The organism is Ruegeria sp. BG5 (assembly GCF_056538425.1).
On the sequence record NZ_JBQFTC010000001.1, the window covers coordinates 999,660 to 1,020,712 of the forward strand.

The 21,053-nt window shown below is 59.2% G+C and carries 19 protein-coding genes and 1 tRNA gene; 14 read left to right on the plus strand and 6 right to left on the minus strand.

The genetic code is table 11. The features are described from left to right. Positions 1–11: 11 nt before the first annotated feature. Entirely contained in the window at positions 12–1,109 is a 1,098-nt protein-coding gene (locus tag ACR0KX_RS04610) for an SPOR domain-containing protein (RefSeq protein ID WP_480708391.1), read from the minus strand. A 254-nt stretch (positions 1,110–1,363) separates the two neighbouring features. Between ACR0KX_RS04610 and ACR0KX_RS04615 the strand changes: the two genes are divergently transcribed. Then, a tRNA-Ser gene (locus ACR0KX_RS04615) sits at positions 1,364–1,453 on the plus strand. Between the two features lie 241 nt (positions 1,454–1,694). Next, entirely contained in the window at positions 1,695–3,161 is a 1,467-nt protein-coding gene (locus ACR0KX_RS04620) for a nucleobase:cation symporter-2 family protein (protein WP_170621419.1), read from the plus strand. A 95-nt stretch (positions 3,162–3,256) separates the two neighbouring features. Here the strand turns inward: ACR0KX_RS04620 and ACR0KX_RS04625 are convergent, their stop codons facing one another. The 3 genes from ACR0KX_RS04625 to ACR0KX_RS04635 form a co-directional block, all read right to left on the minus strand. Beyond that, entirely contained in the window at positions 3,257–4,321 is a 1,065-nt protein-coding gene (locus ACR0KX_RS04625) for a hypothetical protein (protein ID WP_480707949.1), read from the minus strand. 64 nt (positions 4,322–4,385) lie between these two features. Continuing rightward, complete coding sequence (locus ACR0KX_RS04630) at positions 4,386–4,694, minus strand: MocE family 2Fe-2S type ferredoxin (protein ID WP_170451846.1); 309 nt, start codon at positions 4,692–4,694, stop codon at positions 4,386–4,388. Between the two features lie 17 nt (positions 4,695–4,711). After that, positions 4,712–5,848 (minus strand): fatty acid desaturase family protein, encoded by a 1,137-nt coding sequence (locus ACR0KX_RS04635; protein ID WP_170451844.1) that lies wholly within the window; start codon positions 5,846–5,848, stop codon positions 4,712–4,714. 289 nt (positions 5,849–6,137) lie between these two features. Here ACR0KX_RS04635 and ACR0KX_RS04640 point away from each other — a divergent pair, with 289 nt between their 5' ends. Both ACR0KX_RS04640 and ACR0KX_RS04645 read left to right on the plus strand, forming a co-directional pair. Then, on the plus strand, positions 6,138–7,175 hold the full coding sequence (locus tag ACR0KX_RS04640; protein WP_480707951.1) for a LacI family DNA-binding transcriptional regulator: 1,038 nt from the start codon (positions 6,138–6,140) through the stop codon (positions 7,173–7,175). Beyond that, the gene (locus ACR0KX_RS04645) at positions 7,172–7,951 is read left to right on the plus strand and encodes an oxidoreductase (protein ID WP_170621426.1); all 780 of its coding nucleotides are present in this window, start codon (positions 7,172–7,174) and stop codon (positions 7,949–7,951) included. Before ACR0KX_RS04640 ends, ACR0KX_RS04645 begins: the two co-directional genes overlap by 4 nt. Position 7,952: 1 nt before the next feature. Here the strand turns inward: ACR0KX_RS04645 and ACR0KX_RS04650 are convergent, their stop codons facing one another. Further along, positions 7,953–8,987, minus strand: a complete 1,035-nt coding sequence (locus ACR0KX_RS04650) for a LacI family DNA-binding transcriptional regulator (protein ID WP_170621428.1) — start codon at positions 8,985–8,987, stop codon at positions 7,953–7,955. A 195-nt stretch (positions 8,988–9,182) separates the two neighbouring features. On the opposite strand from ACR0KX_RS04650, the gene ACR0KX_RS04655 reads away from it, so the two are divergent. The 9 genes from ACR0KX_RS04655 to ACR0KX_RS04695 all read left to right on the plus strand — a co-directional run bounded on the left by ACR0KX_RS04655 (position 9,183) and on the right by ACR0KX_RS04695 (position 18,769). Continuing rightward, entirely contained in the window at positions 9,183–9,911 is a 729-nt protein-coding gene (locus ACR0KX_RS04655; RefSeq protein ID WP_170621430.1) for an SDR family oxidoreductase, read from the plus strand. An 11-nt stretch (positions 9,912–9,922) separates the two neighbouring features. Beyond that, positions 9,923–11,077, plus strand: coding sequence for a Gfo/Idh/MocA family protein (locus tag ACR0KX_RS04660; protein WP_170621432.1), 1,155 nt, complete (start codon positions 9,923–9,925; stop codon positions 11,075–11,077). 10 nt (positions 11,078–11,087) lie between these two features. Then, on the plus strand, positions 11,088–12,002 hold the full coding sequence (locus tag ACR0KX_RS04665) for a sugar phosphate isomerase/epimerase family protein (RefSeq protein ID WP_170621434.1): 915 nt from the start codon (positions 11,088–11,090) through the stop codon (positions 12,000–12,002). Positions 12,003–12,055: 53 nt separating this feature from the next. Then, the gene (locus ACR0KX_RS04670) at positions 12,056–13,084 is read left to right on the plus strand and encodes an ABC transporter substrate-binding protein (protein WP_170451830.1); all 1,029 of its coding nucleotides are present in this window, start codon (positions 12,056–12,058) and stop codon (positions 13,082–13,084) included. A gap of 76 nt (positions 13,085–13,160) precedes the next feature. Then, positions 13,161–14,645, plus strand: coding sequence for a sugar ABC transporter ATP-binding protein (locus tag ACR0KX_RS04675; RefSeq protein WP_170621436.1), 1,485 nt, complete (start codon positions 13,161–13,163; stop codon positions 14,643–14,645). Then, positions 14,642–15,580 (plus strand): ABC transporter permease, encoded by a 939-nt coding sequence (locus ACR0KX_RS04680; RefSeq protein WP_170621438.1) that lies wholly within the window; start codon positions 14,642–14,644, stop codon positions 15,578–15,580. The genes ACR0KX_RS04675 and ACR0KX_RS04680 overlap by 4 nt, the downstream gene beginning before the upstream one ends. Continuing rightward, complete coding sequence (locus ACR0KX_RS04685; RefSeq protein ID WP_170451824.1) at positions 15,577–16,584, plus strand: ABC transporter permease; 1,008 nt, start codon at positions 15,577–15,579, stop codon at positions 16,582–16,584. The genes ACR0KX_RS04680 and ACR0KX_RS04685 overlap by 4 nt, the downstream gene beginning before the upstream one ends. Positions 16,585–16,598: 14 nt before the next feature. Next, positions 16,599–17,669, plus strand: coding sequence for a Gfo/Idh/MocA family protein (locus ACR0KX_RS04690; RefSeq protein ID WP_170517436.1), 1,071 nt, complete (start codon positions 16,599–16,601; stop codon positions 17,667–17,669). Next, the gene (locus ACR0KX_RS04695; protein WP_170621440.1) at positions 17,666–18,769 is read left to right on the plus strand and encodes a Gfo/Idh/MocA family protein; all 1,104 of its coding nucleotides are present in this window, start codon (positions 17,666–17,668) and stop codon (positions 18,767–18,769) included. Before ACR0KX_RS04690 ends, ACR0KX_RS04695 begins: the two co-directional genes overlap by 4 nt. A 46-nt stretch (positions 18,770–18,815) precedes the next feature. Here ACR0KX_RS04695 and ACR0KX_RS04700 read toward each other — a convergent pair whose 3' ends face one another. Continuing rightward, positions 18,816–19,697: a LysR family transcriptional regulator gene (locus tag ACR0KX_RS04700; RefSeq protein WP_170621443.1), complete on the minus strand. Its 882-nt coding sequence runs from the start codon at positions 19,695–19,697 to the stop codon at positions 18,816–18,818. 112 nt (positions 19,698–19,809) lie between these two features. Between ACR0KX_RS04700 and acdA the strand changes: the two genes are divergently transcribed. Further along, a complete protein-coding gene (acdA, locus tag ACR0KX_RS04705; protein ID WP_170621445.1) occupies positions 19,810–21,030 on the plus strand; it encodes a 3-sulfinopropanoyl-CoA desulfinase in 1,221 nt (406 codons plus the stop codon). Positions 21,031–21,053: the final 23 nt, after the last annotated feature.

A 21,053-nucleotide genomic window follows, 5' to 3' on the forward strand; every position in this document is an offset into this window, starting at 1 on the left:
GCCTCCTGTTATCAGTTGGACACGGTGAACGCGTCGGTAAAGCCCAAGGCCTTCACGTCGCTCTGGATAGCCTTGCGTTCCGCGCGGGTCGCGGCGGGGCCGACCAGAACCCGCCAGACCGTTTTGTCTTCGGTTTTCAGTTCGCGCACGTCGGCGGTCATGCCGTTCTTGCGAACCTTGTCCGCTGCGGACTTGGCATTGGCCTCGACGCTGAACGTGCCGACCTGAACGAAGGGTTTCGACAGGTTCGAGGGGGCCGCCGCCGTGGCCGCCGCAGCGGCTGCCGGTGTAGGTTCGGCTGCTTCAATCGCGGCGGCTGCGCCTTCGATCGGGTCCAGCGGCGTCTGGGTGATTTCGTCTGGCTGCTTCTTTTGCCACCACTTGCGCTTGGCTGGCTTTTCGGGCGGCGGCGCGACCGGAGCATCGGACAGGCCCGGCGCGGCGGCTGCACTGGCTTCCGGTGCAGCGGCATCGACCGCCGTCTCTGCCGCGTCCTCAGCTGCGGACCCTGCTGCTGCGGCGGCGGCACCGGCTGCGCCTGCCGCGGCTGCGGGTTCCTTACGTTGCCACCATTTCCGCTTGGCGGGCTTTTCCTCGGCCGCGGTATCCGGCGCGGTTTCGGCTGCCGCGACCTCGGCCTCGTCACTGGTTGTTTCCGCTTCGGGGGCGGGTTCCTCGGCAGGTGGCTTCTGTTCGACCTCTTCGCGGCGCAGGGCAACGACACTGACGCGGGTTGGGGCACCGGCCAGCATTCCCAATTCCTCTGCTGCCGCCGAGGATACCTGCAGCGCCGGACCCGGCAAATTGCGTTCCCGCCGGAACAGCGCGCCGGTGATGGTTTTGTTGTTGGCGGTGTTCTTGATCAGCACGCGTTCGGGCTGCTTGACGTCAGGATGTGCGACCCAGATACCGCCCAGCGATGGACGCCCGTCCCACAAACCTGCCTCGGTGACGGAAAACACATCCGGCGCCTCGACATCACGTTGCGAGGCGCTGGTGACCTGAGGCAGCAACTCGATCTTCGAGTCGTCCCCGGATTTTGCGCCATCTTCAGACGCGTTCTGTGATTGTAAAACTTCCTCACACCCGGACAAAACGGTCAAAGTCACAGCCAAAACAGCCAGTCCTCGCGATCTTGCGCGTGTCTGTGTTGCTCGCTTCATCTTTTCATCCCTTGCCTGAAAGGGCCTCGTTTTTCCGAGCCCCGCCGCAGGGCCGGTTCTGCGCGCCAGCCTGCTACGGTCTTACCGCCAGAGCATAACGCGGGCGAGGTGTCATGGAAAGACTGCTGCGCAGGCTTCGGCAAGATTTCCCGATTTCGACTTGCCTCTGATTTCAGTTGGCCTTAGACCCTGCCTTCGACGGGGAGGTGGCAGAGTGGTCGAATGCGGCGGTCTTGAAAACCGTTGAACGTGAGAGCGTTCCCAGGGTTCGAATCCCTGTCTCCCCGCCACTCCAAAATCCGTATCGTACTGTTTGGGCATTCCGCCCTACGGCCCCCCACGTCAGCACAGCACCTTTCGGGTATTTTTGATAATCCCTCGCGCTTTTCTGCACTAACCTAACTCCACTTTGTGGAGGTCAAGGCACAGAGAAGGCCAATAGGTCCAAAGCCGCTGAGTCGAACGCAGGTCACAGCGTGCGCGCCAACACCCCGGCAAAGTCTGCAACAGGGGCGCAACGCGAGGGACTCCATGACTGCTTCATCTATCGGAACGCCAGAGCAACTTCGTGATCCGAACTATTTTCCTGCCATATATCGTGCCGTGCCGTTGGGCATTCAGCATGTGCTGGCCATGTTTGTCTCGAACGTCACGCCAGCGATTATCGTTGCCGGGGCCGCCGGTTTTGGCTTTGGCTCGAACAGTCCGGATTTCCCGGAACTGCTGTACCTGATCCAGATGTCGATGCTGTTTGCAGGCGTTGCTACGCTGTTGCAGACGGTCACCATCGGCCCGGTCGGGGCGGCCTTGCCCATCGTGCAGGGGACGTCCTTTGCCTTTATCCCGATCATGATACCGCTGGTCGCCGGAAAGGGCGTCGACGGTCTGGCCGCCTTGTTCGGAGGCGTCATAATCGGCGGCCTTTTCCATGCCTTGCTGGGTACTGTGATCGGCAGAATCCGCTTTGCCCTGCCGCCTTTGGTCACAGGTCTTGTCGTGACAATGATCGGGCTTGCATTGGTGAAAGTCGGCATCGAATACGCCGCCGGTGGTGTTCCGGCCAAGGCTTCGGGGTCTGAAACCTACGGCTCATTGTCCAGCTGGGCCCCGGCGCTGATCGTTGTGTTTGTCACATTGGGGCTGAAGTTCTTTGCCCGCGGGATGCTGTCTGTCTCGGCTGTACTGATCGGCATTCTTGTCGGATATGTCTATTGCATCCTCGTCGGGAAGCTGCCGCTCGAGGCGATTTCGGGTTCGTGGGAACGGTCTGCGGCTTTCGCGCTGCCACAGCCATTCAAGTATGGGTTCGAGTTCTCTCTGGCCGCTGTGATCGGCTTTTGCCTTATGGCCTTTGTTTCAGCGGTTGAAACCGTTGGTGACGTCTCCGGGATCACGAAAGGTGGGGCGGGCCGCGAAGCGACGGATAAGGAGATTCAGGGCGCGACCTTTGCCGATGGTTTCGGCACCGCCATTGCCGGTATCTTCGGCGGGTTTCCCAACACCTCGTTCAGCCAGAACGTGGGCCTGATTGCGATGACCGGGTTGATGAGCCGACATGTCGTGACCATCGGAGCCATATTCCTGATCATCTGCGGATTGGTCCCGAAAGTCGGTGGCATCATTCGCACCGTCCCGATCGAAGTGCTGGGCGGCGGGGTCATCGTCATGTTCGGGATGGTTGTCGCCGCCGGTGTTTCGATGCTGTCCGATGTGGTCTGGAACCGTCGGAACATGGTGATCTTCGCGGTCTCGCTGTCGATTGGCCTTGGGCTTCAGCTAGAGGTCATGAATGTCGCGCCGGGTTCGGCCAACGCGCTGCAGCACCTGCCGGATACGCTGCGAGTTCTGGGTGCGTCGGGGATCTTACCTGCGGCCCTGATCGCCATTGTCCTGAACCTGATCCTGCCAGAGACATTGGCGGATGAAGCGACCGAGGAGGTTTCTGGCGGTATGTCAGGACATGGTCGCGGCGAGTTGGTGAAAGACGATCACGCCTGACATTTGACCGGCGGGCGATGGCTTTGTTCCTGTCAGGGAACCGGCTGTCGCCCAATCCTGCTCAGACAAGGCGCGGGGACTGCGACGTTTGGGTGTTAGGAACCCTGCAAGAATTCGGTGTCGAAGCTGATGCGTTTGCGTGTTCCGCAATCCGCCAAAACCTCCAGCCCGTCATCATGCAAGCTTATGGAGTGAACCGGAGAACCCGCAGGCCAGGCAATTGCGCCGATCACGTGTTTAACAACGGCAGAGCGGGCCGGAGATAGCTGCAAAGCACCGAGCCCGGACAGTGCCTTTTCGCGATCAGGTCCCAAAACATGCCCGGCCGCGCCTTCTTCGATGCCCAGGCAGCCAAAATGACGGCCCGACCACGGCGGATAATCCCGCCCTCCGTTCGAGTGCCACAGCATCGTCATGGGCAGGTATTCAGAACGCTTGAGCGAAAGGAACAGATCACCCTCGATCGGTCTGGTGACGGCCGTCCAGCCCAACCCGCCACCGGGTGCATCGAGACCGGCAACAAAATCCTCATGTCTTTGGAACCAGGGATAGCGCGTCAAATCTGTGGTGCCGTCCTGCGACGGGAAACGCGTTGGATCGTCACTGGACGCAGGGTAGACCAAGCCCGACCTGCCGCGTTTCGGGTCGGTTTCCTGTGGTGTCGCAGGCGTCATCCAGCGGGATTTGGCAGAGGTCCGGATAAAGCCACCATTTGGCAGAGAGATATTCGCATGATTGGCCACCGGGACCGACCCGGACCCGCCCACAAGCGTATGTTTTTGATAAACAAAGGGGTGATCCGGGCGCAGTGAAAGCTCTTTGATGACTTCCGCATCGTTGACGCGGTGATCCAACCGGGCTGACAATTGGTCCGGCGACAGATCAATGATCGACCAGCATGCGTTTGCAGGCCAACCATGCAGGGGTGCCCCGTCTTTTTCTTGCCCAAACGGTGCGCAGAAAAAATCTCCTCCCAGCTTGTATAGATGGGGCGCTAGCCCATCGGGAAGGGCCTCGTCCATTCCGACCCAAGGCGCGCGGTGCAACGGGGATATCCCAGCGTCGCCGTCCATCACCGTGAAGCTTTTGATCATGCCGATGCTGGTGTCGAACGACAGTCGGATGCCATCTGCATTCAGGTTGATCGTGTCTTCGGACATGGGACCGCCTTGTGGTTTTGGGCGCTGTTCGTCTTGAGGGCTGCGCGTCCGGTGAGATTATTCTTCAAACCAAAACGAAAACTCTGCCACCTTCAATCTTCGTCTCATAAGTTCCAAGTTTTGCACAGGCAGGGGCGCGCAAGGCTTGGCCCGAACGGTAATCGAAAATCCCGTTATGTTTGGGGCACTCGATCTCGTAATCCATCACCAGGCCATCGGCCAGATGAACCTGTTCATGAGTGCATAAACCGTCTGTGCAAAAGAAATCTCCGTCCGGGCCACGGACAATTGCAAAAGTTCGACCGACGTGGTCCCAGCGAATGACATCCTCTTCTTCAACGTCATCAATGGCGATTGCTTCGACCCAGGGCATGTTGGGCTCCTACCTTTTTAATCGTCACTGCTCCGGTCTGGCACATGGGAATGCAGATGTTCCTTGTAGGGCTGCGCCGTTTGCGGCAGCGTTTTCCTTAACGCATAGCCGGGGTCAGAGCGTTGACGCATCACGGCCCCCATCATCTCTTTGTAGGCGTCCCGGATTGAGGTGTTGGGCGCGGGAAGGTCATCTTTGATTTCCTCGTGCAGGGCAGGAAGCGCGTAATAGGGCACCATCGGGAACATGTGGTGTTCTACATGATAGTTCATGTTCCAATACAGCCAGCGGCTGATCGGGTTCATGTAGACCGTGCGGGAATTCAGCCGGTGGTCAATGACGTCCTCGGGCAAGCCGCCATGTTGCAACAGGCCGGTCATAACGAAATGCCAGCACCCGTAAACGCGGGGTCCGCCGATCAGCAGGATGGGGATTGTCGATTTCCAGCCCATGCCGTTTGCCAGCATGAACGCGGATACCAGCAACACGACCGCGTAGATGAGCATATGGATCCGCGCCCAGAACACGGCCTTTGGCCATTCGGATTGCGGGATGTAGTCCTTCTCGTCCGGCGACAAATACCCCAGCGCATTGCGGCACAGGACCTTGAGTGACAGCCAGGTGTCGTAGATGCCGACAAACGCTAGTGCCTTTAGCATCAGGTTGATCGGATGCATCCAGGCGATTTCCGGGTCGCGGCCCACGATTAGCGTGTCGGTATGGTGACGCGCGTGGCTCCACCGCCAGTTCACAGGGTTCCTCATGATCTGAAAGGATGCGATGTGATACACAACATCGTTCATCCAGCGCGTTCGAAAGGCCGTCCCATGGCCGCATTCGTGCCAACGGCTGTCGCAGGCCGAGCCATAGACCACGCCATAGGCCAGCCAGAACGGGACCGAAAGCCAGCTCCCCCAGAAGAAGATGCCCCCGGCCGCGAGCAAAATGTGAAGCCCAACCCACAATGCCGTGTCGCGCAGGGCAGGGCCGTCGCGGCGTTTCATCAGGGATTTCATCGTCTTGCGGGGGACGGCGCTGTGATACCACTCTGCTGCCGCAAGCCCGATCTCTTGCGCTTTTTTGCCGGTCTCGCCGGTCAGGGAATAATCCCGAACTGTTTCGGGCAAGGGCCCATGTTGAAGCGTGTCGGTCATCGGTTTACGCCGCTGTTATGGTTCTACCAAGTGCAGGCCGTGTTGAGCGATCAGACGGCCTGTCCGGTCCACTGATAGCTTTGGCACATCACCCTGTCGCATCAAGTGCCATGCCCATCAGATTACATCAGCTATTTTCGGGTCATATCGCGCTAGGGCACAGCAGAGGCGTAATTTAGAAAAACAACACCGCCAAATTGATGTAATTTGATGCCTCAAAACAAGACGAGCGGCTTTTATCGTGCCAGTATGGTCCGCGACAAAGCAATCGATTGAGGTCTTTAAGGGCATGACGCGCGCCACAATTGCCGACATATCCAAACGGGCCGGGGTCTCGACGGCGACCGTGGACCGGGCGCTGAACGGGCGCAAGGGCGTCAGCGCCGCCAACCGGCAGCGTGTGATGCGGGCGGCCCGGCTTTTGGGGTATCTCCCGTCCGAGGGTATTCTGGCGCTGCCCTCGCGACCTGCGCGTCTCAGCTTTCTCATCCCGACCGGCGGCAATACGTTCCTGCAGGATATGGCCGGGGCCATCACGCGGTTCTCGGACGCTCAGCCCTTGGTCGAAAGTTGCAGAATACAGGTGCTGGACGGCATAGGCCCGGACCCGCTGATCGAGGCTTTGGACAACCTGCCGCCAGATACCGACGGGATCGGTGTCGTGGCAACAGACGACCCGCGCAGCCGGGATGCCCTGCGGCGGATGTGCGAATCCGGTATTCGTGTGGTCACTTTAGCGTCGGATGTGCTGGCAACGCCGCGCTCGGGGTATGTCGGTGTTAACAACATGGTCGCCGGGCGCACGGCGGCTCAGATACTGGGTATGTCTGCCAGCGATGGCGCCGGAGATGTCGCGGTTTTCTTTGGAACGCATGCGTATCACGGACACAGCGAGCGGGAATTGGGGTTTCGGTCCTGTCTGTCCGCGTATTACCCGACGCTTACCGCTTTGCTATCAGTCGAGACCGGTGAGAATGGAGAGCGTTTGTACCGCGAATTGACGCGGCTTTATCGTTCGGGCGCGCGTCTGGTTGGGGTCTATTGCGTAGGGGCGGGGCGGAAGGGTCTGGTGCAGGCGCTTGAAACCATCCCGCAATTCGAACGGCCCCTTGTCGTCATGCACGACCTGACAGAGGACACGCGGCGCTGGTTGGCCGAAGGTTTGATCCATGCGGTGATCGACCAGAACGCTCATCTTATCGGGGAACAAGCTGTCATTCGTCTGCTTGGGGCAATTGCGTCGGGGCCTGTCCAATTGCCGATGGAGCATATCGAGCCGAGGATTATTCTAAGGGAAAATATTCCAGCCGGTCGGGTGTCGGCATGAGTATCCGGCTGCAAGATATGGCGCTTGTCGTCACCGGAGCCGCCAAAGGCATCGGCCGTGCGATCGCATGCCGGGCCGCTGCGCAGGGCGTTCGTCGGATTTTGGCGACGGACAGAGACCAGGCCGGTCTGCTAAGCCTTGCAGCGGAATTGTCGGGCGTTGCCCGGACCAAGACCATTGTCGCCGATCTGGCCGAAGCTGGCGCTTGCGCGGATGTCGCGGCGGCAGCGCGGGCCGCTTTTGGTCGGATTGATGGCCTTGTGAATGCTGCGGGACTAACGAACCGCGCCAGTTTTCTTGACGGAACAGCGCAGGATTTCGACAAGATTTTTTCAGTCAACGCCCGCGCGCCTTTTCTGCTGATGGGTGAAGCGATCCGGGACATGCAAGCGCGTGGGTCTGGCGGAGGGATCGTGAATATTCAATCTATGAATGCCCATTGCGGCGCGCCGGATCTGGCAATCTATGCGGCGTCGAAAGGGGCGTTGCAGACATTGACCAAGAATGCGGCCAACGCGCATTTGCACGATGTTATTCGCGTAAACGGGATCAATCTGGGTTGGGCGCTGACTGAGTCCGAGCATGAAACGCAAACCGGTGCTTTGGGCCAAGCGCAGGATTGGGCGGAACAGGCAGGGCAGGGGCTTCCGTTGGGCCGGTTGCTGATGCCCGACGAAGCGGCTCGGTTGGCCGTATTCCTACTAAGCCCTGAATCATTTCCGATGACCGGCGTATGTGTCGATCTTGAACAGTCGGTTCTGGGCGCGCCGCGCTAGGTTACCTACCGCCTGTTTTGGGCGGCGCGGTGCTGGCCCGTTCGATCAGTTCAACAGGAACCGGGGCTTCCGGTTCATTTGCGCCAAGCCCCGACGAGAGCCGATCAAGCAGAAGTTTTGCGGCCCGTTGACCCAAAAAGTGCCGGTTCTGACGGATCGTGGTCAGTGCGGGCACATAATATTCCGACATCTCGATGTCGTCGAAACCCACAACAGACATATCCTCGGGCACCCGAACACCACCAGCCTGAAGCCCGGCGATCAGCCCAAATGCCACCATATCGGCCGAGCAGAATACAGCTGTGGGCCTGTCGTCCATCGCCAGAATGCGCGCGGCGGCCTCGTGTCCGGATTCGAGCGAGAAATCACCGCGAATGATCCACTCGGTCGGGGCAGGCAGGCCAAGACGTGCGCGCTCAGACACCATACCCTCTCGACGTGCGCTTGTCAGAACATTGCCCTGCGGCCCGGTGACATGAGCGATTTTTTCGTGGCCGAGGTTGTGCAGATGGCGGATTGCCAGCCGGGCCCCCTCGACATTGTCGCTTTTGACCACCGGAAAAGACTGGTCTTCGACCCATTCGCACAAGAACACAATTTTGTCTCGGGCTCCGGCCTGAATGCACCTGTTCAGCACTGTGTCCGACAACTGACCATCCAGCGAAATCGCGCCGTCGATACGCCCGTCCAGGAAATACTCGGCCAGAGTAGAATCGTGGATCGGATTGCTTTCCGTATCCGTAATCAGAACTGCATAACCGGTGCCGGAAAACGCCTCGCTGATGCCAGCCAGAATGCCGGAATAGAAGGGTTTGCCCAAATTCGGGACAAGGACCAGAACCGCATTCGCGCGCTGCATCCTGAGGTTTCTGGCCGCCTGGTTTGCCCTGTAGCCCGTGCTCTGGATCGCCTGCATGACCGCATCTTTGGTGGATTTCTTGACGACATCAGGGTTGGACAGAACCCGGCTGACGGTGGCCGTGGACACCCTTGCTGCGCGGGCGACATCTTGAATGGTTGCGGGTTTCTGGATCATGGGTCCTGATTGCAAAGTGAGATTTCGGTTGACTCGAATCCCTGACGCTGTCGATTATGTAATCGATTTCAAGGATTGAAAAGGGCGAATTTCTGCAAATGTAATCGTTTGCAGGCGCATAATTCGCAATCGGGGGAATGTAATGATCCGTGCCGCCAAAGCTGGCAACAACGACCTGTGGACCGGGGTGGCGGTTTGACTGCCGCGGCCCGGTTCGACTTCTCCGGCGCGCAGGTCGCCGTGATCGGTGCCAGCCGGGGTGGCATTGGGGCAGCCATTGCCCGCGCGTTCAAAGACGCCGGTGCCGAGGTCGAAATCACAGGGGCCGAGCCAGAGTGCCTGCCCGAAGACGCCGCCCGGTTCCCCTATACCCAGCTCGACGTCGTGGACACTGACGCGGTCGAAGCATTTGGTCGCGACCGCCTTGAATTGGATGTGCTGGTGAATTGCGCAGCGATCACGCGGCGAGGCGAGGAAATGGAGCCCGGATTCTTCAGCCATGTGCTGGATGTGAATCTGGTCGGAACCATGCGATGCGCGCGGGCGTTGCATACCGCGCTTCTGGCCCGAAAGGGTCGGGTGATCAATATCGCGTCGATGTATGCCCGCTTTGGATCACCGCAAAACCCGGCCTATGGCTCGTCCAAAGCGGGGGTCGAGCAATTGACCAAATCCCTGGCGGTCGCATGGGCCGCAGACGGTATTCGCGTGAACGCCATCGCGCCAGGGTTCATCGTGACCGAACAATCCGCAAGGGCCAGACAGGATCCGAAATTCGTCGACGCAGTCGAGGCGCGAACGCCGATGTCCCGATGGGGAATGCCCGCCGACATCGTCGGCGCGGCGCTGTTCCTGGCCTCGGACGCAGCCGCGTTTGTAACCGGCATCTGCATGCCCGTGGACGGAGGATACTCGGTTGTCTGAAGGAGGTGATAATGTCTGATGTCTCGGCCATCGGCGCGGCAGTGATTGGAACCGGCTTTATAGGAACGGTTCATGTGCAGGCCCTGCATCGTCTTGGAGTGCAGGTTGTTGGCGTGCTCGGGTCGTCAGCGGAACGGGGATCGGCGCGGGCTGCTGAGATTGGGGTCCATCAAGCGTATCCTTCGTTGGAGGCCTTGCTGGCAGATGACAGTGTTGATGTGGTCCACGTCACGTCCCCGAACCACGCCCATTTCCCGCAGGTCATGGCGATCCTGAAGGCCGGGAAACACGTGATCTGTGAAAAGCCACTGGCAATGACCAGTCATCAATCGGCTGAGATGGTCGAGATGGCCGCCGCGTCGGGGAAGGTTTGCGCGGTATGCTACAACATCCGCTTTTACCCCCTGAACCAGCAAGCCCATGGAATGGTCGCTCAGGGGGAACTGGGGCGCATCCGCTTTGTGACCGGCCACTATCATCAGGACTGGCTGGCAAAGCCAACGGACTGGAACTGGCGGTTGCAGGCCGACAAAGGGGGCGCGTTGCGCTCGGTCGGGGATATCGGCACGCATTGGGTTGATCTGACGAGTTTTGTCACAGGGCTGAAAGCCAAATCCGTCTTTGCCGACCTGACGACCTTTCTGCCCGAACGGCAGCGGCCGACCGGCCCGGTTGAGACATTTTCCAGCGCCGAAGGGACAACCGAAACTGTGGCCGTCGATACCGACGATGCCTCGGCGATCATGATCCGGTACGAGGGCGGCGCGAAGGGAGTGATGACCACCTCTCAGATCAATATCGGGCGCAAGAACTTATTGGTTTGGGATGTTGCAGGCAGCGCGGCCAGTGCGGCGTGGAACAGCGAAACGCCGGATCACCTGTTCATCGGGCATCGCGACGACGCCAATCAGATATTGATGCGGGATTTTACGCTGATGAATGCCACGGGCACCCGCGCCGCGACCTTGCCGCCAGGTCATGTCGAAGGATTTGCGGACAGTTTCTTCAACTTCTTCCGTGCGGTCTACACGGACGTCTGCGCAGGCAAACGCGGGCCGGACAGCACCTGGGCGACGTTTGAGGACGGCCATTATGAAATGCGGTTCTGCGATGCCGTGGTGAAATCGGCTCGCGAAGATCGCTGGGTCGATCTGGACGAGGTTTAAGGGGGACGCCATGAAACTTGGACTGCTGACCGCGCCATTTGAAGATACCGACCTGATGGACGTTGCCACATGGGCGTCTGGCAACGGGTTTTCAGCGCTCGAGATCGCATGCTGGCCGTCCTCCGGCGGTGAAAAGCGGCGCTATGCGGGCACGAGCCACATCAATGTCGATGGGCTGACGGCCGCGCAGGGCAAGGAGATCGTGGATGCGCTGACCGGAATGGGTATCGAAATCTCGGGCCTTGGATATTACCCCAACCCACTGCACGCCGATGCGTCGCACCGGGATGAGGTTATCGAGCACCTGAAAAAGGTAATAACAGCCGCAGGCACGATGGGCCTGTCGGTGGTCAACACCTTTGTCGGCGGCGACAGAACCCTGAATGTGGACCAGAACTGGGCGCGGGCGCAGCAGATCATCTCACCCATCGTCGATCATGCCCGTGGGCAGGGTGTTCGCCTGTGCTTTGAAAACTGCCCGATGATCTTCAGTTATGATGAATGGCCCGGCGGTCATAACATCGCCTATTCGCCGAAGATCTGGCGCAGGATTTTCGAGGAATGGGGCGAGGATGTCGGGATGAATTTCGACCCGTCCCACCTGATCTGGCAGTTCATCGATCAGACCCGGTTCATCAAGGAATTCGGCCCCAATATCGCGCATGTCCACGCCAAAGACCTGATGGTGGATCACGACGGGCTTTATGAACACGGGATCATGTCGGCGGGCATGGGGTGGCAGGTGCCACGCCTTTGCGGTCTGGGCGATGTCGACTGGTCCGACTTTTTCTCGGGCCTATACCGGGTTGGATACGATGGCCCTGTCATCATCGAGCATGAGGACAGGCTGTTTGAAGGGACCGACGAAAAGATAAAGCGCGGGTTCTTGCTGGCACGCGACGTGCTGCAACCGTTCATCAAATAGAAGGGCGAAAAGCCCCGGACATATCACTGAGTGTTCAAATGGGAGGTACTACAATGAAAAAGCTACTCACAGGTGCGGCGGCCATAGCTGTTGCTGCGGCGTTCACACCGGCGGCGTTTGCTGCCGATTACACGATCGGTGTGTCCAACACCGTGCAGGGCAATGGCTGGCGCGAACAGATGATCTGCGCCATGCGGGCTCAGGCTCTGGTCGAAGAGGATGTGTCCAACCTGATCGTGGCGCATCGCAATACGGATTCAGCCGGACAGTTGGAGGACATCAACAACCTGATCGAAGCGGGTGTGGATGCGATTGTTCTGAACCCGTCAAACCCGGACGCTTTGAATTCGGCGCTGGATGCGGCGATGGAGAAGGGCATTGTCGTGGTCGCCGTGGATGCTGGCGTGACGGCGGATGGCGCGTATATCCTGTCGAACAATCAAGAAGAATACGCCTATCTGGGTGCGAAATGGCTGTTCGAGCAATTGGGCGGCTCGGGTGACGTGGTCTATATGCGCGGCATCGCGGGGGTGTCTGCCGATACCGACCGCGACAATGGGTTCAAGCGCGCCTTGGCCGAATATGACGGCATCAATGTGGTGCACGAGGTGTTCACCGGCTGGCAGCAGGACCAGGGCAAGCAGCAGATGTTTGACTTTCTGGCCACGGGCATTCCGTTCAACGGTGTGTGGACCAGCGGAATTGACAACGTGATCGTGGATGCCTTTGTGGAATCCGGCGCGCCGTTGGTGCCCATCGTCGGCGCGGACAATGCCGGGTTCGTGCAGTACCTGACCGAAGTTGACGGCCTGCAAGGGGCCGCGGTGACCAATCCCGGATCTGTTGGCGGGGCAGGGATCGCTCTGGCCGTCGACATTCTGAACGGCAACGCGCCTGACGACAAAACCGTTCTGGTGGACCCGGTGCTCTGGGAAAACGCTACGGATGACGGCGTTGCAACCATCACTGCGGCGCAAAACCCCAACCTTGATCCCGAATGGCCCGTCTCGGTCACGGTTCCCGGTTGGACGGACTACTCGATGGAACAGATCATCGAATGCAAAGGGCCGGGCGACAGCTAAAAGCGGTCTGGCCTTGTGTGAATTCCCCCTGCCCGGATCGGGCGGGGGGGCAACCAAGTTGGAATAGTGGGCACCGATGACCGAAACACACCTTCTCGACGCGTCCGGGATTGCCAAGAACTTTGGTGCTGTCCGTGCTTTGACCGATGCCAATCTGAGCGTCTCCAAGGGCGAGGTGATCGCCCTGATGGGTGCAAACGGCGCCGGGAAATCCACCTTCGTGAAAATCATCACCGGCGCCTTGAAGCCGGATAGCGGCAAGGTGCTGATCCGGGGACAGGTGGCCCGCGTTGGCAGCCCGGCCGAGGCGCGCAAATCGGGCCTTGTTCCGGTTTATCAGGAACCCTCACTAATCCCTGATCTGGATGTGGCCGATAACCTTCGGCTGACCGATACACCGCTTGCGCCGTTCAGGCATTGGGTCAGTGAGCTTGGGATTGAAAAGCTGAACCTCTCGGACCTGATCGCAGACCTGCCGCTTGCCACGTTGCGCATTCTGGACCTCGCGCGCGCTTTAGCGTCCGAGCCGGATGTGGTTTTGCTGGATGAGATGACAGCCGCGCTGCCAACCGATCTGGTTGAGCGGGTACTGACGGTTGTGCGCGAGCAGGCAAATCAGGGCATGGGTGTCATTTACGTGTCGCACCGGTTCAGCGAAATCTCTGAGCTGTGCGACCGGGCCTCGGTTCTGCGTGACGGTATGACCGTTGGTGATCTGAGGATTGAGCCGGGCGTCGAAGAACGGGCCGTTGAACTGATGCTGGGTCAGAAACTGGACCTTGGGGATCGCGAAAACAACGGCGCGAGTTCTGTCGCGCAAGGCAATCCGCGCCTGTCTGTTCGAAATCTGGCGATTGCGCCGAAGGTGTCGAATATCTCGTTCGACCTTCATCCGGGCGAGGTGCTTGGCGTTGTCGCGCTTGAAGGGCAGGGGCAGGATGAGATGTTCGACTGTTTGGCTGGCTTTCTGCCTCCGACCGCCGGGGTGATCGAGGTGAACGCATCGCAGGTTGCGTTCAGGCACCCTGCCGATGCGATCTCGGCCGGGTTGACCTTTGTGCCGGGTGACCGGGCCGACGCGCTGTTGGCGCAACGATCGGTCAAAGAGAACATCGCCCTGCCGTTCTCGGCGCGCCTGCGGGATTGGGGCCAACTGAACCTGCGGCAAGAGCGTGAGCGGGTCGATTACGCCATCGAGAAGCTACAGATCGATACACGCGCGCAGGGTGAGGTGCAGCGCCTGTCGGGCGGGAACCAGCAGAAAGTGACCATTGGCAGATGGCTTGCCACGGGGGTCGAGACGCTGTTGCTGTTTGATCCGACGCGGGGGATCGATGTGCGGACCAAACGCCAGATTTACCCTCTGGTGCGGGAACTTGCACAAAACGGGGCCTCGGTCCTGTTCTATACGTCGGAACTGGAGGAGGTGCCGCTGGCCTGCGACCGCGCGCTGGTCATTTTCAATGGCCGTGTTGTGGGCGTGATCGACGCCAAAAACGCGGACGAGCAAACCCTGCTGCGCGCGGCTTATGGGCTAACTGAAAACGAGAGTGCAGCGTGACCAAGACCCTGCGCAAACACTCCTGGCTTCTGGGTCTTGTCGCGTTGCTGCTGGTTTTGCTGGCTGTCACAAAACTCATACAGCCCTCTTTCGGTGCGTCTGGGTTGGAAAGCGTTGCCCGCGCCGCATTGCCCTTTGCTTTCGCAACGGCGGGCATGGCGGTGGTGGTGATCGTCGGCGGGATCGATCTGTCGGTTGCATCGATGATGGCTGTATGTGCCGTCTCTGCCGCTGTGCTGATGGAGCGGATGTCCGGACTACCGGCCATCGTGATCGTGCTTGGCATCGGATTGGCGATGGGACTAATCAACGGCGCCCTCATCGTTCTGACCCGAGTGCCTGATATCGTGGTCACGCTGGCGATGCTTTTTGTCTGGGAAGGCGTAGCGCTTTTGATCCTGGAAACGCCGGGCGGGTCAACCACCGATTGGGTCCAGCAGAGCATTCGCGGCAGTGTCATTCCTGGGGTACCTAGCGCCTTGGCCATCATGGTCGGATGTATTGCGGTGGTATGGCTGCCCCTTCGGCGATCCAAGCTTGGTATCTCGATCTATGCAACCGGATCAGACGAACGCGCGGCCTTTCGATCGGGGGTGTCCGTCGGGCGCGTCAAAATCGCAGCCTACGGAATTTGTGGGCTTTTCTGTGCCTTCGGCGGGCTCAGCCTTGCGGCACTGACCGGCATTGGTGAGCCGGTGCCCGGACCCTATCTGTTGGCCTCGGTCGCCGCCGTTGTTCTGGGCGGCGTGGTTCTGGGGGGCGGGCGCGGCGGGCTGCTTGGGCCGATTGTCGCTGTGTTCATCCTGCGCATCGTGCGCACGATCCTGACATTTCTGGCCGTGGACCCCAATGTCACGACAATCATCGAAGGGACGATCATGGTGGCCGTCGTATTGCTTGGCACCGCAGTCACCGCGCGAGGAGCAAGACGATGAGCATGGCCGTGAATGACCCACCCGTCGTCCGCTTTGGACGGTATCTGCGGGATAATCCTGTGATACCGCTTTTGATCTTTCTGGTCTTGCTGATCGCTGTTCTGGAGTTCATGCGGCCCGGTATTGTCACGCCGTTCAGGGCGGGGCGCGATGGGCTGGTCTCGACCTTCTGGGTTGGCAACTTGATCAAGTTTGCAATACCGCTTGCGATGCTGGCCGCTTGTCAGGTGCTGACGATGCTGACCGCCGGGATCGACCTGTCGGCGGGCATTGTCGCAACCGTCGCGGCCTTTGTCTGCGCCACCCTGACCTCGATCTGGGGCGTGACGCCTGCGGTGCTGGTCGCCTTGACCTCCGGTCTGGTTGTCGGGGTCGTCAACGGCCTTGGGGTTGGGTTGGTGCGGGTGCATCCGTTGATCATGACCCTTGGCACCGGCCTGATCGCCACGGGCTGTCTGCAGGTCTATCAGCGGATGGTGATCAATGCCGGGTCCGAGATCCCGGCCTTTTTGGCGTGGCTTGGAACCGGGCGCACCTTGTCCATGCCCAACGGGTTGTTTCTGTTTGTGCCCTTCGCCTTGTTCATCTTCTGGCTGATGCGATTCACCGGCTTTGGCAGGTTGCTGTTCGCGCTGGGCTCGAACGAAAACGCGGCCAAGCTTTCGGGCGTCAAATCCTGGCAGGTCTATCTGGCGCTCTACGCGCTGTCGGGGGTGATCGCGGCGGTCGCGGGGTTGCTATATCTTGGTATGATCCGGCAAACCTCGCTGAGCCTTGCCAATCCGCTGCTGCTGCCCTCGGTCGCGGCTGCGGTGATCGGCGGAACCTCGATCTTTGGCGGGCGTGGCAGTTTTGCGGGTGCCATTGTGGGCGCCTTGATCATCAGGGTTCTGGATACAATGCTGACCCTGATGCAGATGCCCGAAGGCGCAAGAACGGCGCTGTTTGGTCTGATCATCCTGGCGGTGACGGCCATCTATGTCAGGATCACGGGAAACCGTTAGAACGGAGGACGCCCATGTTTCGGATTGTTGGAATAAGCTTTGACCACATGCATATGGGCGATCTGCTCCGCATGGTGCATGAACACCCTGAAGCGGAAATTGCCGGTATCTATGATCCCGACAGGCAGAAAATGGCTTCGGCGGTCCAGAATTTCGATATTCCGCCAGACCGGGTTTTTACCGATTTCGATGCCTGCATGGCCGCGGGAACCTATGACATGGCCGTTTTATGCGTCGCCACGGCAGACCACGCCGATTACACTGAAAAACTGGCAGCGCATGGCGTGCATGTCTTCGTCGAAAAACCATTCGCTGCGTCCTCGGATGACGCGCGCCGCATGATCGCGGCCATGGACGGGACCGGGAAACAACTGATCATCAACTGGCCTTTGCGGTGGGTGGAAAGCCACGTTACCGCCAAGCGCCTGATCGATGAAGGACTGATCGGCGAGTTGCGAGAGGTGCATTTCTACGACGGCAATCGCGGCCCGCTTTTTCACCTTGCCGACAAGGTCGAGGTCAGCCCGGAAGAGGTTGAACAGGAAAAGCCAACCTCTTGGTGGTACAAGAAATCCTCGGGCGGCGGGTCGTTGCTGGACTACCTCGGATACGGCGCGACACTGGGGACGTGGTACATGGACGGGGAAGCCCCGATTGAGGTGACATGCACCGTCGACGAAACACCCGGTATCGAAGTCGATCAACATGCCATTGCTGTCTGCCGCTATGCGTGCGGTTTGTCCAAGATGGAAACCCGTTGGGGAACGTTTACTGATCCGTGGACCACTCAGCCGCAGCCTACCTGTGGGTTTGTCTTTGTCGGCACGGATGGAACGATCTCTTCGCCCGACTATGCCGACCACGTGACCGTCCAAACCCGCGCCCGGCCAGAGCGGCATGAAATCCCTGCTGATCCGCTGCCCAAAGGCCAGACAAACGCAATCGAGTACGTTCTGGGCTGCATCAGCCGCGGCGAAGCGGTGGCCGGTCCGCTGAATCCGCAATTGTGCCTGACGGCGCAGAGGATCGTGGACACAGCCGTTCAATCCGCCGCCGAAAAACGCACATTGGAACTGCTGCCATGAGCGACGATGCCGCCGACACAGACACCTACGCGCTGAAATCCAAGGACTTGCCGCAGATCAACGCGCCCGAGGTCGATTACCTTCCACCAAACCCCCGAACCTATCGCCCTCGGATCGGCATGATCGGAACGGGAGGTATTTCGAACAGCCATCTGGATGCATACCGCACTGCGGGTTGGGATGTCGTGGCGCTATGGAACCGAAGCCGTGCAAAAGCGGAAGGCAAAGCGGCAGAGTTCTTTCCTGATGCCCGCATTGTTGAACGCTATCAAGACCTTTTGGAAGACCGCGAAATAGACATCATCGACATAACTCTGCCCACCGACATACGTGCGCCAGTAATCGAGGCTGCTCTGAAAGCGGGAAAGCATGTTCTAAGCCAGAAACCCTTTGTATCCGATCTGACAACCGGAAAAACGCTGGTAGAACTGGCCGACAAACAAGGCGTGAAGCTTGCGGTTAACCAGAATGGACGATGGTCGCCGCACATGGCCTGGATGCGCGAAGCGTGTCGCGCTGGGCATATCGGAGATGTCCAGTCCGTCCACACCTCCATTCACTGGAACCATGGTTGGACCGCAGGCACGCCGTTCGACGAAATCGAGGATTTGATCCTGTATGACTTCGGGATTCACTGGTTCGATTTCGTGTCTTCTATTGTTGGCAACCGGGCGAAATCGGTGTTCGCCAGCGCCTCTCACGCGCGGGGGCAGGATAACAAGGTGCCGTTATTGGCGCAGGCCGTGGTCAGTCTGGAACAGGGGCAGGCCAGTCTGGTTTTCGACGGCAGCACGCAACACGGGCCACTGGACACGACCTATATCTCCGGCACCAAGGGAAGCATATCCTCAACCGGAGCAGACCTAGGGCAGCAAACGATCACCCTGACGGCTGCAGATGGGTATAGCCGGCCCGCGTTGCAGGGCGCCTGGTTCAATGACGGGTTTCAAGGCGCAATGGGCGAGTTGCTTTGCGCCATCGAAGAAGATCGCTCACCGGACAATTCCGCCCGGAGCAATCTGAAATCTCTGGCGCTGACATTTGCTGCAATCCAATCGCAGCGCAGCGGCCAACCTGTCGAGATTGAACCGCCGATGTAACCATCAGGGCGCACCTATCCCTCGATTTGAGGGGAAATCGACGGGACTATGTGACACCATCGTTCGAAGTGCGGCCCAGCGAGGATGCCAGTTCGCTCCGGTACCGGTCCAGAACGCTGTCGCGCAACGTGACAAGAACCAGTTTGCGCTGCATCGTGGCTTTGGCATCCAGCACAACCAGGTCCGGCGCGCGGTAGCGTTCGACGTCAGGGACAGGCAGCAGCGTAAAGCCTAACCCGGCCGAGACGCATTCCATGATGGCCTCAAGATTATCCAGTACGACAGTCTTGGACTGGGCAGGGCGTTCATGGCTGACCATCACCCGCGCGATCAGCTTCCCGATCCCGGTATCCGGCATGAAGTGGAAGAACACGCCTTCGGACAACAAACTGGGCAAACCTTGATCGAGAAGGTCTTTGCGGGCTGCAAATACAAATGGCTCCTGCCGCAAAACTTCGGATGCCAGTTGGCTGGGCAGACCATCTGCGTCGGTGATGATCGCCGCATCCAGCAGCCCCGAGACGACTTTTTGCTGCAAGCTGGCAGACAAACCGGTTTCGAATTCGAACGAGGCCTGCGGCAATTCCCGACTGGCGGTCTGAAGAAATCCGGGCAGCAGGCGCACCGCCGCTGTGGTGACAAACCCCAAACGAAACTTGCCTGCCAGCCCTCCGCCTTGTCGGCATATCTCGATCAGATTGTCTTCGTGCCGCAGCAAAGGAACCGCCTCTTCGACGATTGCGCGCGCAACTGGCGTAAGGCGCGGTGGTCTGACCGAGCGGTCGAACAGTTCGGTGCCCAAGGCTTCTTCCAATGATTTCATCTGCATAGACAGCGCAGGTAACGTCATTCCAAGCTGTTCAGCCGCGTCGCTGAAAGACTGAACGTGAGAGATCTTAACAAGACTTTTTAGTGAACGGGTCTGCATAAATTCAGTGTACCTGAATTAGATATCAAATGTAAGTTTGTTTTTCTGAACTACAGCTTCTGTTACCTTGAGGTTATCACGCTTTCGTGAAGTGCCGCACAGGAGTCCCGCAATGACTCATCGATTTGTCGAAACAGCCAAAGACCTCGCGCCCGTGTTCGACGCGCGGGCCGCCCATTGGGACAAAACCCGCAGCTATTGCTGGAGCAATGTCACCGCCCTGACAGAAGTCGGGATCATGGGAATGACGATCCCAACGGCGTTTGGCGGTCAGGGGGCAAGTTTCCTCGACGTTGTGGAAGTGGTCGAAGAGATCGCAAAAGTGTGCACGCTGACCGCCCGTGTTGTGGTCGAGGCGAATATGGGCGGCATCAGCGCGGTCATGGCCTATGGCACCGAACAGCAAAAGGCGTTCTGTGCCTCTCATGTTCTGGCGGGGGACAAACCGGCGATTTGCATTACCGAGCCGGACGCAGGCAGTGCGGCGACCGATATGCAGACGACGGCCCGGAAGGTAGGCGACACCTATGTCATAAATGGCCGGAAGCACTGGATCACCGGCGGCGGTGTTTCCAAGCTGCACCTGATTTTTGCCCGTGTGATTGATGAAGCGGGCGATGAGATGGGCATTGGTGGCTTTATTGTATTTGCCGATCCGATGAACGCGGACCTGCCGGAGGGGCTTGAGATCACCGGCCGCGAAAACACACTTGGTCTTTGTGGCATGCCCGAGGCGGAATTGAAGTTCACCAACCTCAAGGTGCATGAGGATTGGCTTTTGAAGCCCCCTTCCGGGTTAAGGCGCGGGTTCGCCGACTTGATGCAGGCGTATAATTCGCAAAGGGTTGGTGCAGGCACGATTGCGATGGGCGTGGCCGCCGGAGCGTTGGAACGGGCGAAACGCTATCTGCTGGACCGCCAGCAATTCGGACGACCCCTGGCAGAGTTTCAGGGGCTGCAATGGATGGTGGCTGACATGGACACGCAGGTCCACGCGGCGCGTCTGATGTTGCAAGACGCTGCAAGATCACGAACCGGTGCCCAAGGCCAGTTTCCAGATTTGGTCAAAGCGGCGCGGGCAAAACTCTTCGCGTCGGAAATGGCGATCAAGGTCGTGAACGACGCGCTACAGATGTTCGGAGCGCGCGGCTATAGCGACCGTGAGCCACTGGAGCGCATGTACCGGGATGTCCGGATGTTCACGATCGGCGGCGGAACCGCGCAGATTTTGCGCAATCAGATCGCCAGTTCCGCTTTGGGCATAAAATGCCCGCAAACGCGGGATGGGTATCTGGAACAGGACCTCTCGATGCAAAACCTCGCCGCTGAATAAAGCTTGTGATGTATTAAACCACG

Coding starts and splice junctions, on each gene's coding strand:
- ACR0KX_RS04620 (WP_170621419.1), top strand. CDS start 1,695: ATGACTGCTTCATCTATCGGAACGCCAGAGCAACTTCGTGATCCGAAC.
- ACR0KX_RS04625 (WP_480707949.1), bottom strand. CDS start 4,321: ATGTCCGAAGACACGATCAACCTGAATGCAGATGGCATCCGACTGTCG.
- ACR0KX_RS04630 (WP_170451846.1), bottom strand. CDS start 4,694: ATGCCCTGGGTCGAAGCAATCGCCATTGATGACGTTGAAGAAGAGGAT.
- ACR0KX_RS04635 (WP_170451844.1), bottom strand. CDS start 5,848: ATGACCGACACGCTTCAACATGGGCCCTTGCCCGAAACAGTTCGGGAT.
- ACR0KX_RS04640 (WP_480707951.1), top strand. CDS start 6,138: ATGACGCGCGCCACAATTGCCGACATATCCAAACGGGCCGGGGTCTCG.
- ACR0KX_RS04645 (WP_170621426.1), top strand. CDS start 7,172: ATGAGTATCCGGCTGCAAGATATGGCGCTTGTCGTCACCGGAGCCGCC.
- ACR0KX_RS04650 (WP_170621428.1), bottom strand. CDS start 8,987: ATGATCCAGAAACCCGCAACCATTCAAGATGTCGCCCGCGCAGCAAGG.
- ACR0KX_RS04660 (WP_170621432.1), top strand. CDS start 9,923: ATGTCTGATGTCTCGGCCATCGGCGCGGCAGTGATTGGAACCGGCTTT.
- ACR0KX_RS04665 (WP_170621434.1), top strand. CDS start 11,088: ATGAAACTTGGACTGCTGACCGCGCCATTTGAAGATACCGACCTGATG.
- ACR0KX_RS04670 (WP_170451830.1), top strand. CDS start 12,056: ATGAAAAAGCTACTCACAGGTGCGGCGGCCATAGCTGTTGCTGCGGCG.
- ACR0KX_RS04675 (WP_170621436.1), top strand. CDS start 13,161: ATGACCGAAACACACCTTCTCGACGCGTCCGGGATTGCCAAGAACTTT.
- ACR0KX_RS04685 (WP_170451824.1), top strand. CDS start 15,577: ATGAGCATGGCCGTGAATGACCCACCCGTCGTCCGCTTTGGACGGTAT.
- ACR0KX_RS04690 (WP_170517436.1), top strand. CDS start 16,599: ATGTTTCGGATTGTTGGAATAAGCTTTGACCACATGCATATGGGCGAT.
- ACR0KX_RS04695 (WP_170621440.1), top strand. CDS start 17,666: ATGAGCGACGATGCCGCCGACACAGACACCTACGCGCTGAAATCCAAG.
- ACR0KX_RS04700 (WP_170621443.1), bottom strand. CDS start 19,697: ATGCAGACCCGTTCACTAAAAAGTCTTGTTAAGATCTCTCACGTTCAG.
- acdA (WP_170621445.1), top strand. CDS start 19,810: ATGACTCATCGATTTGTCGAAACAGCCAAAGACCTCGCGCCCGTGTTC.